Annotated in this window: 10 protein-coding genes; 8 read left to right on the forward strand and 2 right to left on the reverse strand. The window is 63.0% G+C overall.

Annotated elements, in window-relative coordinates:
• Positions 1 to 53: 53 nt before the first annotated feature.
• The 5 genes from aroA to ATY78_RS01935 all read left to right on the forward strand — a co-directional run bounded on the left by aroA (position 54) and on the right by ATY78_RS01935 (position 7,410).
• Positions 54 to 1,316 (forward strand): 3-phosphoshikimate 1-carboxyvinyltransferase, encoded by a 1,263-nt coding sequence (aroA, locus tag ATY78_RS01915; protein WP_088680640.1) that lies wholly within the window; start codon positions 54 to 56, stop codon positions 1,314 to 1,316.
• Between the two features lie 37 nt (positions 1,317 to 1,353).
• Complete coding sequence (locus ATY78_RS01920; protein ID WP_088680641.1) at positions 1,354 to 3,288, forward strand: DUF2207 domain-containing protein; 1,935 nt, start codon at positions 1,354 to 1,356, stop codon at positions 3,286 to 3,288.
• A gap of 65 nt (positions 3,289 to 3,353) precedes the next feature.
• Positions 3,354 to 4,637, forward strand: coding sequence for a phosphoribosylamine--glycine ligase (gene purD / locus ATY78_RS01925; RefSeq protein ID WP_088680642.1), 1,284 nt, complete (start codon positions 3,354 to 3,356; stop codon positions 4,635 to 4,637).
• A gap of 93 nt (positions 4,638 to 4,730) precedes the next feature.
• Positions 4,731 to 5,192 carry a plant virulence effector HPE1-like domain-containing protein gene (locus tag ATY78_RS01930; protein ID WP_088680643.1) on the forward strand — a complete coding sequence of 154 codons (462 nt, stop codon included), beginning with the start codon at positions 4,731 to 4,733 and terminating at the stop codon, positions 5,190 to 5,192.
• A gap of 394 nt (positions 5,193 to 5,586) precedes the next feature.
• Positions 5,587 to 7,410: a methyl-accepting chemotaxis protein gene (locus tag ATY78_RS01935; RefSeq protein WP_088680644.1), complete on the forward strand. Its 1,824-nt coding sequence runs from the start codon at positions 5,587 to 5,589 to the stop codon at positions 7,408 to 7,410.
• Between the two features lie 79 nt (positions 7,411 to 7,489).
• Here the strand turns inward: ATY78_RS01935 and ATY78_RS01940 are convergent, their stop codons facing one another.
• Positions 7,490 to 7,978 carry a DUF523 domain-containing protein gene (locus ATY78_RS01940; protein WP_088680645.1) on the reverse strand — a complete coding sequence of 163 codons (489 nt, stop codon included), beginning with the start codon at positions 7,976 to 7,978 and terminating at the stop codon, positions 7,490 to 7,492.
• A 56-nt stretch (positions 7,979 to 8,034) separates the two neighbouring features.
• Positions 8,035 to 10,149, reverse strand: coding sequence for a glycine--tRNA ligase subunit beta (gene glyS, locus ATY78_RS01945; RefSeq protein ID WP_088680646.1), 2,115 nt, complete (start codon positions 10,147 to 10,149; stop codon positions 8,035 to 8,037).
• A 214-nt stretch (positions 10,150 to 10,363) separates the two neighbouring features.
• Between glyS and ATY78_RS01950 the strand changes: the two genes are divergently transcribed.
• From ATY78_RS01950 to ATY78_RS01960, 3 genes are all read left to right on the forward strand, one after another.
• A complete protein-coding gene (locus tag ATY78_RS01950) occupies positions 10,364 to 12,673 on the forward strand; it encodes a Tex family protein (protein WP_088680647.1) in 2,310 nt (769 codons plus the stop codon).
• A 133-nt stretch (positions 12,674 to 12,806) separates the two neighbouring features.
• The gene (locus tag ATY78_RS01955; protein ID WP_088680648.1) at positions 12,807 to 14,066 is read left to right on the forward strand and encodes a cyclopropane-fatty-acyl-phospholipid synthase family protein; all 1,260 of its coding nucleotides are present in this window, start codon (positions 12,807 to 12,809) and stop codon (positions 14,064 to 14,066) included.
• 39 nt (positions 14,067 to 14,105) lie between these two features.
• Positions 14,106 to 14,687, forward strand: a complete 582-nt coding sequence (locus ATY78_RS01960) for a histidine phosphatase family protein (protein ID WP_088680649.1) — start codon at positions 14,106 to 14,108, stop codon at positions 14,685 to 14,687.
• Positions 14,688 to 14,847: the final 160 nt, after the last annotated feature.

Consider the following 14,847-nt stretch of genomic DNA (forward strand, 5'->3'; position numbering starts at 1 on the left):
GCAAGGGCAGATTGCGACGCGTTTTTAGGCTCGCCCATGGACGGAAGAACAGCATGACACGCACAGCCAAACTCACGATCATTCCGCCGGGCGGGCCGCTTTCGGGCCGCGCCATGCCGCCGGGCTCCAAGTCGATCACCAATCGCGCTTTGCTGCTCGCCGGCCTTGCCAAGGGCACGAGCCGGCTGACCGGCGCGCTGAAGAGCGACGATACGCGTTATATGGCCGATGCGCTGCGTGCGATGGGTGTTGCGATCGACGAGCCCGACGACACCACCTTCGTCGTCACCGGCAGCGGCAAGCTCCAGCCTCCGAAAGCACCGCTCTTCCTCGGCAATGCGGGCACGGCGACACGCTTCCTGACGGCCGCCGCCGCCCTGGTCGACGGCACCGTCGTCGTCGATGGCGACGAACATATGCGCAAGCGCCCGATCGGCCCGCTGGTCGAGGCGATGCGCACGCTCGGCATCGACGTAACAGCCGAGACAGGCTGCCCGCCGGTCACTGTCAGAGGCACCGGCCGCTTTGAGGCCGACCGAATCCTGATCGATGGCGGGCTGTCCAGCCAATATGTTTCGGCGCTGCTGATGATGGCGGCCGGCGGCGATCGTCCGGTCGACATCGAACTCGTCGGCGAGGATATCGGCGCGCTCGGCTATATCGATCTCACCACGGCGGCGATGAAGGCCTTCGGTGCCAAGGTCGAAAAGATCAGTCCCGTCACCTGGCGCGTCGAGCCGACCGGCTACCACGCCGCCGATTTCGTCATCGAGCCGGATGCATCCGCCGCGACCTATCTCTGGGCGGCTGAAGTGCTGAGCGGCGGCAAAATCGATCTCGGCGTGCCGAATGAGGCCTTCACCCAGCCGGACGCCAAGGCTTACGAAACCATCGCCAAATTCCCGCATCTGCCGGCCGAAATCGATGGCTCGCAGATGCAGGATGCCGTTCCGACGATCGCTGTGCTTGCCGCCTTCAACGAAACGCCGGTCCGCTTCGTCGGGATCGCCAATCTGCGCGTCAAGGAATGCGACCGCATCCGCGCCCTGTCCACGGGGCTCAACAACATCCGGGAAGGCCTGGCCGTCGAGGAGGGTGACGATCTGATCGTTCACTCCGACCCCGCTCTCACCGGTCAGACGCTGCCGGCCGAGATCGACACCTTTGCCGATCACCGCATCGCCATGAGCTTTGCGCTCGCCGGCCTCAAGATCGAGGGCATCACCATTCTCGATCCCGATTGCGTCGGCAAGACCTTCCCCGCCTATTGGCGGACACTCGCCGCCCTTGGCGTGACATATCGCGACAAGGATTGAGGCAAGGCGCGGCCGAGGCTGCCGGCGGGAGACAGGGATGGAGCGTCGGTTTTTCGGATTTTGCCTGGCGCTGCTCCTGATGCTCGCCGCACCGGCGGCCTTTGCCGCCGAGGTCATCGACAGTTTCGCCTCGGACATTACGCTCGAAAAGAGCGGCGCGATGACGGTGGCGGAAACCATCACCGTCAATGCCGAGGGCAACCGGATCAATCACGGCATCTTCCGTGACTTCCCGCTCTATTTCACCGATGCCGGAGGCCGCCGCCGCAGCGTCGATTTCGACGTGGTGTCGGTCAAGCGCGATGGCGAAAACGAGCCTTGGCATACCGAATCGATTACAGGCGGCATCCGCATCTATGCCGGCTCGGCCGACGTCACGGTGACACCGGGCCGCCACCGCTATGTCTTCACCTACCGGACCAACCGACAGATCCGCTATTTCGACGATCACGACGAACTCTATTGGAACGTCACCGGCAACGGCTGGATCTTCCCGATCCGCTCTGCCACGGCGACGGTGAAGCTGCCGTCGGGTGTCGCTGCCACCGAGACGACCTTCTTCACCGGCCCGCAGGATGCGACCGAGAAGAATGCCCGTGTCAGCGAAACAGGCGCCGGCCTCGTATTTTCCACGACCGCGCCGCTTGATGCCAATGAGGGCCTGACCTTCGCGATCCGCATGCCGAAAGGTTCGATCGATCCGCCGAGCGCGGACATGGAAAGCTCCTGGTGGCTGAAGGACAACCGCAACTATTTCATCGGTTTCGGCGGCCTGATCCTGGTTTTCGCCTATTATCTCCGATCATGGCTGAAGGTCGGCCGCGATCCTGCCCGTGGCGTCGTCGTACCGCGCTGGGACGCGCCCGACGGCATCTCGCCGGCGCTGGTCAACTACATCGACAATAAGGGCTTCTCCCGTGGAGGATGGACGGCGCTTGCATCAAGCGCACTCAATCTTGCCGTCCGCGGTTACGTCAAGCTCGATGACCTCAAGGATTCGATCATCATCCGCGGCACCGGCAAGCCGCTCGGCCAGGAGAAATTCCAGGCCGGCGAAGCCGAATTGCTGAAGGTCGCCGGTGGCGCGGGCGCGACGCTGAGGATCGACAAGGCGAATGGCGAGCGGGTGAAATCCGTCGGCCAGAACTTCCGCTCGGCGATCGAGAAGGAACATCGCGGCAAATATTACAATTCGAACCTCGGCTATACCACAGGCGGCATCGCGCTGAGCGCTGCCGCCCTGGTGGTGCTGTTCGTTTATGGCTCGCTGGAGCCGGACACGATCGCGCTGATGCTGATCCCGATCGCCATCTCGGTCTTTGTCGCCGTCTTCGCCGCCGGCCTGGTCAAGTCGCTGCATCATGGCGCGTCGCTGTTCGGCAAGATCATGGCGGTCATCGCCGCAGCGATCGGCGTTTTCGTCGGCATCAGCATCCTGGCGGCCATGGTTCTCGCGCTCGCCTCCTCGCTGGTGGAACTGCACGAAACGCCGATGCTGTTTGCCGTCGGCGGCATCGTGCTGCTCAACATCCTCTATTTCTTCATCATGGGCGCGCCGACCCCGCTCGGCGCCAGGATGATGGATGGCATTGACGGGCTGCGCCAATATCTGACGCTGGCCGAGAAGGACCGCATGAACATGGCGGGCGCACCTGCCATGTCGCCGCAGCATTTCGAGATACTGCTGCCCTATGCGGTGGCGCTCGGTGTCGAAAAGCCCTGGTCGCGCACCTTCGAAACCTGGCTTGCGGCAGCTGCTGCCGGTGCGGCCGCGGCCTATGCGCCGTCCTGGTACTCCGGCAATTTTGATGGCGACAGCTTTTCCGATCGTGTCGGCGGCTTTTCCTCCTCGATGGCCTCGACCATTGCCTCGACGATTCCCTCGCCGCCGCCATCGAGCTCATCCTCCGGTTTTTCCGGTGGCGGTTCGTCCGGCGGAGGGGGCGGCGGTGGTGGAGGCGGAGGCTGGTAAGCTTTCCCGCTTGACCTTTCGGGCCTTGGCCCTTAACCGCCAGAGGCAAAAGGAAAGGGTGGCGCATGAAGGTTCTGTTGATCGGATCGGGCGGACGCGAGCATGCGCTCGCCTGGAAGCTGGGGCAATCGCCGTTGATGAGCGAATTCTATGCCGCCCCCGGCAATCCCGGCATTGCCGAACATGCCGTGCTTGCGCCTCTGAACATCGAGGATCACGAAGCTGTCGCCGCCTTCTGCCGGGAGAAGGCGATCGATTTCGTCGTCGTCGGCCCCGAGGCGCCGCTCGTCGCCGGCCTCGCCGACCGGCTGCGCGCCGATGGCCTTTCGGTCTTCGGTCCCTCGGCCGGCGCCGCCCAGCTCGAGGGTTCCAAGGGCTTCACCAAGGATATCTGCGCCCGCTACGGCATTCCCACGGGCGCCTATCAGCGCTTCAACAATGCGCCGAAGGCGAAAGCCTATATTCGTGCCCAGGGCGCGCCGATCGTCGTCAAGGCCGACGGTCTTGCCGCCGGCAAGGGCGTGACGGTCGCGATGACGCTGGATGAGGCGCTCGATGCCGTCGACGACTGCTTCGAGGGCGCCTTTGGCGCGGCCGGCGCCGAAGTCGTCGTCGAAGCCTATCTCGATGGCGAAGAGGCGAGCTTCTTCTGCCTCTGCGACGGAAAAAATGCGCTGCCGCTCGCAACCGCCCAGGATCACAAGCGGGTGGGCGAGGGCGATACCGGCGTCAATACCGGCGGCATGGGCGCCTATTCGCCGGCGCCCGTCATGACGGCCGAAATGGTCGAGCGCACGATGAAGGAGATCATCGAGCCGACGATCCGCGGCATGGCCGAGAGCGGTCATCCCTTCTCCGGCGTCTTTTTTGCCGGGCTGATGATCACCAAGAAGGGGCCGGAACTCATCGAATACAATGTCCGCTTCGGCGATCCCGAATGCCAGGTGATGATGATGCGGCTGCAGAGCGATCTCCTGCCGCTGCTGCTTGCCACTGCCAACGGTACGCTCGATCAGGCCGCCGCCGAATGGAGCGACGATCCGGCCCTGACGGTGGTCATGGCCTCCAAGGGTTATCCCGGCGCCTATGAGAAAAACACCCCGATCCAATCCCTGCCCGAGGCGGGCGAGGGCGAGAAGGTGTTTCATGCCGGCACGGGTCTGAAGGACGGCGTGCTGGTCGCGACCGGTGGCCGCGTGCTCAACGTCACGGCGTCAGGCGGCACGGTTGCCGAGGCGAAGGACCGCGCCTACGCCCTGCTCGACAGGGTTCGGTGGAAAAACGGCTTCTGCCGGCGCGACATCGGCTGGCGCGCGATCGAGCGCGAAACGGCTTCGGATATCGCATAAACCGCCATCTTCTTTAAACTTTTACCTTTTCCCCTGACGGGATGGAAACAAAGCTGCGTTATTCTGCTCCTATTGTGAGACGGAGTAGCCTTGATGCGTCAGATTTTCCTCGGTGCGGCAATCCTGCTGATGGCAGGCTCGGCGATGGCATCCTCGATAGAGGTGATCGGCGCGGCTCCCCCGCGTGCTGACGGCAGCATCCTCACCGAATCCTGCGCCAATTGCCCGCCGCTCCAGGCCGACGTGACCAAGAAGGATTACACGGTGCCGGAGCTGAAGCCCGGCGCGGTGCAGGCAAGCGAGATCCGTGATGTCGGCGGCGAGAAGAAGATCTACCGCACCGAAGGCTGGATGGGCGGTTCGCCCGTCCTCTTCGTCAGCAAGGCGACCCCTGAAGCCGTGGCTGCGGCCGAGCCTTCCGCTCCGTCTGCCGACGGGATCGACATGAACGCGAAGACCGCGGCAGTGATCGGCGGCGACGCCAAACCCGCGTCGGCCGGCATGGCGCAACAGCCGAAGTCTCTCGACGTCTCCGAATTCAACCTGCGTTTCTAAGGACGTTTGAAGCGGCTTTCCCGCGCAAACAAAAGTTCCCTGCCCCTGCCCGATCAAGGTTTCGATCGTTGGGGTTCCACCACGGTGGACCGGATGCACCCTCGAAGAGAAGCGGGGGTGCATTCCTGCTTTGATGTTCCAGACGCTCCGACATCCAAAAGAAGTGATGCGCAATCACACGCCATGCCGGGTAACGGCATCCCTTGATTTTTAGGGAAACTCACGTCGAGTTTAATAAAGTTAAAGCTTTTTTATAAAGTACGCATCAATTGTTACTCGCCGGTCGCAGCATGTTGTTTCAGCAGCGGTAGAGGCGTCGTCCCGTTCGGCGCGCTCGCACAGGCGGTAGAAGACCGCGCCGGAATGTACCTTCCCTTTCCCGTTGCGAGGCAACATGAAGAATTTGAAGATATCGAAGCAGCTCATATTGCTGGTCGTCGGCTTGATGGCGGCGTTTGCGATCGCCACCTCCCTGCAGATCCGCTCCTCGGTCGATGCGATTTACAAGGAGCGTTACGACATGCTCCGCGCCGAGGTTCAGTCGGCGGTTTCCGTTCTCAAACTCTACCAGGCCAAGGTAACCGCCGGCGAAATGACGCTCGAGGATGCCCAGAAGCAGGCCTACACCACCGTCAACGGGATGAAATACGATCCGGACGGTTATTTCTTCGGCTATAGCTACGACGTCCAGATGTTGTTCCACTACGATGCCTCGAAGGTTGGGCAAAACCTGAAGGGGCAGCCGGACAGCAAGGGCAAGCTCTATCGCGAAGAGCTGGTCAAGCTCGGACAGCAGGGCGGCGGTCTCGTCGAATTTTATTCCACCAGCAAACCGGGACAGCCGGCCGGCGATTACCGCAAGACCGCCTATGGCCAGGCTTTCGAGCCCTGGAAGGTCGTCGTCGTCACCGGCGTCTACATGGATGATCTCGATGCGCAGGTGAACAGCACGATCCTGACCGCTCTCTCCGGCAGCATCATTCTGTTCTTCCTCGCCATGGCGGCCGCCTACGTCGTCATCCGCGGCATATCGGGACCTCTCAACAACGTTCATGCCGCCTTGAAGGCCGTCTCCGAAGAGGACGTTTCCATCGCTATCCCGCATACCGGCATGAACAACGAAGTCGGCATGATGGCGAAGGCGACGCAGTCGCTGCAGGAAAAGATCAGGGAGCGCCATGCGATGTCGGATCGCGAAGCGGCCCAGCAGTTGGCTCTGGAAAACGAGCGTGAAAACAATCAGCGTCAGCAGCAGGACGAGACAGCGCTCCAGGCCCGCGTGGTGGCGACGATCGGCCAGGCGCTGGAGATGATCGCCCGCGGCGATCTTACCGTCCGCTGCGCCGATCTCGGCCAGAAATATGCCGCCCTTCGCGACAACTTCAACGAGGCGCTGTCGCATCTCGAAGCCGCCATGGCCAAGGTCAGCGCCAAGGGCAGCGATATCGGCACCAGCAAGGAAGAGATCCGCCGCGCCTCCAATGAGCTGTCGCAGCGCACCGAGCGCCAGGCCGCGAGCCTTGAGGAAGCCTCGGCTGCGCTCGACGAACTCACCGTCGCCGTCCGCCAGACGGCCGATGGCGCTCACGAGGCGAGCAAGCGCGTCCATTCCGTCAGTACCGAGGCAACCCACAGCGACGCGATCGTCGGCCAGGCGATCGAGGCGATGAGCGGCATCGAGAAATCGTCCTCGGAGATATCAAAGATCATCGGCGTCATCGACGAAATCGCCTTCCAGACCAACCTGCTTGCGCTGAATGCCGGCGTCGAGGCGGCCCGCGCCGGCGAATCCGGCAAGGGTTTTGCGGTCGTCGCCCAGGAAGTGCGCGAACTCGCCCAGCGTTCCGCCGCCGCGGCCAAGGAAATCAAGGACCAGATCGCCCGCTCCTCCACCCAGGTGGATCACGGCGTCCGCCTGGTCGGCGAGGCGGGCGAAGCCTTGAAGCGCATCTCCGACCAGATCAAGGCCGCCAACGAGATCGTCGCCAAGATCGCCCACAGCGCCTCCGAACAGGACACGACGCTGCGCTCGATCTCGTCGTCGGTGAACCAGCTCGACGCCGCCACCCAACAGAACGCGGCCATGGCCGAGGAGACCACGGCATCGGCCGAAACGCTGGCCAGCGATACCGACGAGCTGATCGGCCTCATCCGCGGCTTCCGCGTCAGTGGTGAAAACGTTGCCTCGGTCGTCAATCAAGGTCGCCGTGCCGCTTAAACGGCGCTGACAATCAGAGTTTTCAGTACCCAAATCTTAGCGGCCGTCGGTTTTTCCGGCGGCCGTGTCATTTGAAGGCCTATTGCGCGATACGGTCGATCAGTCGCTCGATCTCCCGATCGGAAAACACCTCGACGCCGGCCGCTTTCAGCGCCGCCGCCGTCACACCGTTGCCGGCCTGCTTGCGGCCAGAGAACGAGCCGTCATAGATGAATCCGGACCCGCAGGACGGGCTGCCGTCGATGAGCAGCGCATAGCGGCAGCCGGTTTGCCGTGCGAGCGCCACGGCGGTTTCCGCCGCCCGCAGGAACTCTTCCGTCACGTCGGCGCCCGTCAGCTCGGCGACCCGCGCCCTGCCGGCCAGCACGTCCTTACCGGTCGCGCCGTTCGCAATCTCCGCCGGCGGCCGCGGCACCTGCATGCCCGCCGACATCTCCGGACAGATCGTCACCAGCCGCCCTTCGGCCCGCCATCTCTCGATTGCCGGATGAAGCAACGGCTTCGCTCGCCCGTCATAGCGGACGGCCTGACCCATGAGACAGGCGCTGACGAGAATTCTGTTTTGCATGCGTCATGAATAGCGCCTCGGCGGCCGCAATGCCAGGCCGCCGATGGTACTCATTCTCAGCCCGAGATCTTCGAGAAATCAGCAACCGTTCCCGTCGCTTCGCGGATCAGCCGCAGCAGGGCGAGGCGGTTGGCGCGGATCGCGGCGTCCTCGTCGTTGACGAGAACGTCTTCGAAGAAGCGGTCGACCGGGCCGCGCAGCTTGGAAAGCGCTGCCATCGCCGATCGGAAATCCTCTCCGGCGACGGCATCCGCCGCATCTTTCGATGCGCTCGATATCGCGGCGAACAGCTCTCTTTCGGCATCGAGCTTGAAGAGCGCTGCCGAAACGCCGTCGGCGATCACGGTGCCCTTCTTTTCCTCGGCGGCGAGCAACTGGGTGGCGCGCTTGGTGCCGGCGAGCAGGTTCTTGCCGTCTTCAGACGTGATGAAGGCCGTCAGCGCTTCGACGCGGCGCGCCACCATCAAGAGGTCGTCGGCTTCAGGCGTCAGCACGGCGTCGATAAGATCGTGACGGGCGCCCTGATCGCGCAGATAGACCTTGAGGCGGTCGTGGAAGAAAGAGAGGAGATCGGAGTCCTTTGATGTCGCCAGGAGCGGCAGGCGAACCCTGCGCTCCAGCAGGATTCGGACGACACCGAGCGCGGCGCGGCGCAGGGCGAAGGGATCTTTCGAGCCTGTCGGCTTTTCATCGATCGCCCAGAAGCCGATCAGCGTATCGAGCTTGTCCGCAAGAGCGACCGTGATCGCCACCTTGTCCTCCGGCACACGGTCCGATGGGCCTTGCGGCTTGTAGTGATCCTCGATGGCGGCGGCAACGGAGGCATTCTCGCCCTGCAGTACCGCATATTTGCGACCCATCAACCCCTGCAGTTCCGGGAATTCTCCCACGGCTTCGGTGCGCAGGTCGGCTTTGGCCAGAACGGCGGCACGATCGACGAGAGCCGTGTCCGCGCCGGTGATATCAGCGAGCTCCGATGCCAGCGCCCGAATGCGGGCGACGCGCGCGCCCTGCGTGCCAAGCTTGGCATGGAAGGTCACATCGAGCGCGTCGAGCTTGGCCATGCGCTGATCGAGCGGCTTCTTCAGGTCGAGGCCGAATTTTTTGGCCGAAGCTTCCAGCGTCTCGAGATCCGGCAGGTTGCCCTGGTCGCGCTTCCAGAAATGCAGCGCGTCCGAAAGGCGGGCGCGCACGACCTTGCCGTTGCCGTGAATGATTTCCTTGCCGCCATCCGTTGCCTGGATGTTGGAGATGAGGATGAATTTGTTCGATAGCGTTTCCTCGCCCTGCCTGCGGGTGACGAAGCACTTCTGGTTGGTCTTGATCGTCAGCCGGATGATCTCCGACGGGATCGAGAGATAATCCTCCTCGAAGCTGCCCATCAGCACCTGCGGCCATTCGACGAGGCCGGAGACTTCCTCCAGCAGGCCTTCGTCCTCCACCAGTTCGAGCCCGTTGGCGAAGGCGATGTCGCGGGCGTCGTGCAGGATGATGTCCTTGCGCCGCTCGGCATCGAGGATCACCTTCGCCTTTTCGAGGTTCGCGACATAGTCGTCGAAGCGCCGGACGGTGATGGCTTCTGGCGCATGGAAGCGGTGGCCGTAGGTGATGTTGGAGGCGGTGATGCCGTCGATCTCGAAGGGAATGACGACCGTCTCTTCATGCTCAGGGCCGAAGGTGCAGACGATCGACTGCAGCGGCCGCACCCAGCGCAAGGCGCCGGGCTTGGAGGAAGCCTTGCCCCAGCGCATGGATTTCGGCCAGGGAAAATCGCGGATGATGCCGGGCATCACCTCGGCGATGATCTCTTCGGCCGCGCGGCCAGGCTTGGAGATGACCGCGACGTAGAAATCGCCCTTCTTCGGATCGCTCACCACCTGCGCTTCGGCGACCGAGGAAAGGCCAGCGCCGCGCAGGAAACCCTCGATCGCCTTTTCGTTGGCGTCGGTGCGCGGTCCCTTGCGCTCCTCGCGCACATCGGCCGAGCGCGCCGTCAGGCCGTGGATGTCGAGCGCAAGCCGGCGCGGCGTCCAATATTCGCGCGCGCCTTCATAGGACAGACCCGCTTCGACAAGCGCATCGGTGACGAACTTCTTCAGGTCGCCGGCAGCCTTGCGCTGCATGCGGGCCGGAATCTCTTCGGAGCGGAGTTCGAGAAGAAGGTTTGGCATGTCACTCTTTTCCTTGCGCCCGCGGGCAGGGCGATCCAAAAACGTTGCTTCTGCTATCAAAGAATGCCGCATCTGCACAACCGCAAAAACGGAAGCGCGCGATGGGGCGGGGACCCCCAATCCATCAACTTCCGTTGTGGAAACCACGGTCGGGCATTGCCTTGCCGCTTTTCGCCGCTATGGTCCCGCAACTTTCGTCGGAACAGGAAATCCCATGGCCGCTGATCTTCGCTTTCTCGCAGCCCGTATCTCGGCCGAAATCAATGCCCGACCCGATCAGGCCAAGGCCGCCATCGAGTTGCTGGATGAAGGCGCTACCGTGCCTTTCATCGCCCGCTACCGCAAGGAGGTGACGGGCGGGCTCGATGACACGCAGCTTCGCGATCTCGCCGAGCGGCTGGTCTATCTGCGCGAGCTCGAAGCCCGGCGCGACACGATCGTCGAATCGATCACCGGCCAGGGCAAGATGACCGACGAGCTGATGGCCAAGGTCGCTGCTGCCGCAACCAAGGCCGAACTCGAGGATCTCTATCTGCCCTATAAGCCGAAGCGTCGCACCCGCGCCGAGATCGCTCGGGAACGCGGCCTTGGCCCGCTTGCCGAGGCGATCCTTGCCGAGCGCGGCCGGGAGCCGGCGGTGCTCGCCGAGGGCTTCGTCACGGCTGATGTGGCCGATGTGAAGACGGCGCTCGAAGGCGCGCGTGACATCATCGCCGAAGCCATTGCCGAAAACGCCGACCTTCTCGGAAAACTGCGTGCTCATATGCGTCAGGCCGCCCTGCTGAAGGCCAAGGTCGTCGACGGTAAGCAGGCGGCGGGCGAGAAGTTTTCCGATTATTTCGACCATTCCGAACGCTGGGCGACTGCGCCCGGCCATCGCGCGCTCGCCATGCTGCGCGGCTGGAACGAGGAAGTGCTGACGCTGACGATCGAAGCGGATGCCGAGACCCTTTCGCCGAACAAGCCCGTCGAACGCATGATCGCTGCCGCCTACGAGATTGGCACGAGCCGTCCCGGCGATCGTTGGCTGATGGAGGTCGCAAGCTGGACCTGGCGCGTGAAGCTTTCCATGTCGCTCTCGCTCGACCTGATGCGCGAACTGCGCGAAAGGGCCGAAGAGGAAGCGATCCATGTCTTCGCCCGTAATCTCAAGGATCTGCTTTTGGCCGCACCCGCCGGCTCGCGCGCGACGATGGGGCTTGATCCCGGCATCCGCACCGGCGTCAAGGTCGCCGTCGTTGACGGCACCGGCAAGGTGGTTGCGACATCGACCGTCTATCCCTTCCAGCCGAGGAACGATGTGCGCGGCGCCCAGATCGAACTCGCCTCGCTGATCCGCAAGCACAATGTCGAACTGATCTCGATCGGCAACGGCACCGGCAGCCGCGAAACGGAAAAGCTGGTGGCCGACATGCTGGCCGAGCTTCCGGCCCCGAAGCCGACCAAGGTCATCGTGTCAGAAGCGGGCGCCTCGGTCTATTCCGCCTCGGCGACCGCAGCCGCCGAATTCCCCGATCTCGACGTGTCCTTGCGCGGTGCCGTCTCCATCGCGCGGCGTCTGCAAGATCCCTTGGCCGAACTCGTCAAGATCGAGCCGAAATCGATCGGCGTCGGCCAGTATCAGCACGATGTCGACCAGCAGAAGCTGTCGCGCTCGCTCGATGCCGTCGTGGAGGATGCGGTGAATGCCGTCGGTGTCGATCTCAACACGGCCTCAGCGCCGCTGCTATCGCGCGTCTCCGGCCTCGGTCCGTCGATCGCAGATGCGATCGTCCGCCACCGCGACAGCGAGGGCCGTTTCGAGACGCGTCGCGATCTCCTGAAGGTCGCCCGGCTCGGCGACCGCACCTTCGAGCAGTGCGCCGGCTTCCTGCGCATCCCCAACGGCAAGGAGCCGCTCGATTCCTCTTCGGTCCATCCGGAAGCCTATGGCGTCGCCAAGAAGATCGTTGCTGCCTGCGGCCGCGATCTCAGGGCGCTGATGGGCGACAGCGCCGTGCTGAAATCGATCGATCCGCGTCAGTTCATCGACGAGAAATTCGGTCTGCCGACGGTGAGGGACATCATCTCGGAACTGGAAAAGCCCGGTCGTGACCCGCGCCCGAGCTTCAAGACGGCGACTTTCGCCGAGGGCATCAACGAAATTTCCGACCTGAAGCCCGGCATGGTGCTGGAAGGCACGGTGACCAACGTCGCCGCCTTCGGCGCTTTCGTCGATATCGGCGTGCACCAGGATGGCCTGGTGCACGTGTCCCAACTTGCCGACCGCTTCGTCAAAGATCCGCATGAGGTCGTCAAGGCGGGCGACGTCGTCAAGGTGCGGGTCGTCGAGGTCGACGCCAAGCGCAAGCGCATCGGTCTCTCCATGCGGCGAGACGATGGTTCTTCAGCGTCTCAGCCGCGTGGTGATTCTCGCGGAAATACTGGTTCGCGACCGCAGAACGAGCGCCGGCCCGCCGCCCCGAAGCACGAAAGCCAGGGCGCTTTCGGCGCGGCACTTGCCGAAGCCATGAAGCGAAAATAAGGGCTTAACGGGCTTTTGGGCAAAAATGCAACAGTTTGGCAGCGTTCTTTACGGAGTGCTAAATCCCGCGCTTGTAAGGCGAAGGAGACTTATTAAGTTGATGTGACCATCCTGTCACATTTGCGAGGCGTCCATGGCGTCGGCATTTCTAGCGATTATCCAGCAAATCATCCGCAAGGGGTCCTTGAAACTCACCCTTGCCAATGGCGAAACCCACACGATCGGCGACGGTACCGGTGAAACGGTTGTCGCTCGCGTTGCCGATCAGGAGGCGGAGGACGCCATCCGGCGTGACCCGACGCTGAAGCTCGGCGAAATGTACATGCAAGGCCGGTTCATTCTCGAACAGGGCAATATCTATGATTTCCTGTCGCTGGTGAAGCAGAACACCACCAACGAGATCTTCGATTTCAAGATGGCCGCGCTCCTCGTCGGCCGCATTGCCTTGCAGCAGTTGAAGAGCCGCATGCCCGTCAACCGCAACAAGCACAACGTCGCCCATCACTACGACCTGTCTGCAAAGCTCTTCGACCTGTTTCTCGACGAGGACTGGCAATATTCCTGCGCCTATTTCGAGCCGCCGGGCATCGGCCTCGACGAGGCGCAGCTCGCCAAGAAACGCCATATCGCCGCCAAGCTTCTGCTCGAGCCCAACCAGCGCATCCTGGAGATCGGTTCCGGCTGGGGCGGCATGGGCATGTATCTGGCGGAGGCGGCGGAGGGATCTGATTTCACCGGCATTACGCTCAGCGAAGAACAGCTCAAGGTCTCCCGCACCCGCGCCGAAAAGCGCGGCCTTACCGACCGCGTGCGTTTCGAGCTGCAGGATTACCGCAGCATGACCGGCAGGAAGTTCGACCGCATCGTCTCGGTCGGCATGTTCGAACATGTCGGCATCGGCAATTACGGCAATTTCTTCCGCAAGGTGTGGGACCTGCTCGACGATAACGGCGTCATGGTCCTGCATTCGATCGCCCGCCCGAAGCCGAGCTTTGCCACCAACGCCTTCATCGAGAAATATATCTTCCCTGGCGGCTACATTCCCTCGGTCGGCGAGGTTCTGCCGCCGCTTGAAAAGGCGGGGTTGCTGGTCAGGGATGTTGAAATCCTGCCGATGCACTATGCCTATACGCTGCGCCATTGGCGCGAGCGTTTCGTGGCGCGCAAGGCCGAAGCGGTGGCCCTTTACGACGAGCAGTTCTTCCGCATGTGGGAATTCTATCTGGCCGGTTCCGAAATGGGCTTTCGCTGGGATGAGCTCTTCATCCTGCAGATTCAGATCGCCAAGAACCAGTTCACGGTTCCCGACAATCGCAGTTACATCGCTGGGAATGAAGCGAAGCTGAAGGAGTTCGAGGCGGCGCGCTCACCGCTGGAGAAGGTGACGTTCTGATCCGGGGAGAGACGCCGCCGCTGACGAAAGGACATTCCGATGAGCAGTGCATTTCCCGAGATCCACCTGGTCCGGCACGGCGAAACCGAATGGAGCCTTTCCGGGCGCCACACCGGGCGAAGCGATATTCCGCTGACGGCGAACGGCGAGGCCGCCGCCCGCAAGCTTGCCGAGCGGCTGGCCGGCCTTTCCGTCTCAGCCGTCTGGTCGAGCCCGTCCGAGCGCGCCCGCAAGACCTGCACGCTTGCGGGATTCGGGGCAGGGGCCGTGATCCGGGAGGATCTCGCCGAATGGGATTACGGCGCTTATGAAGGTGTCACCACGAAGGCGATCCTTGCGGACCGCCCCGGTTGGCAGCTCTTTCGCGACGGCTGCCCGAACGGCGAAACGGCCGCCGATGTCGGCGCCCGCGCAGACACCGTCATCCATGCGCTTCGCCAGGCGGCCGATAATATCCTGATCTTTTCGAGCTCGCATTTCCTGCGCGTGCTCGCCGCCCGCTGGCTCGGCCTGCCACCGGAGGGCGGCGCGCATTTCGTGCTGGATACCGCTGGTATCAGCGTGCTCGGTTATGAGCACGATTTAACCGAACCGGTCATCCGCCGGTGGAACCAGAGATAAGGAACTGCGGAAGGGTTTTGCTGAATTCTACAACTGATGGCATAGGCCGTGGCTCGCCCCGGTCGGTGCCCGTAGGGCGGATGAGGGGCCACACGGCACGCCTTTCATGAGCGCCCTTGTTTCACCGTGGTTAACACTGGCGTAACGACCTCACGATAAA

Origin of the sequence: Rhizobium sp. R635 (assembly GCF_002211285.1) — a bacterium.
Lineage (GTDB): Bacteria > Pseudomonadota > Alphaproteobacteria > Rhizobiales > Rhizobiaceae > Rhizobium.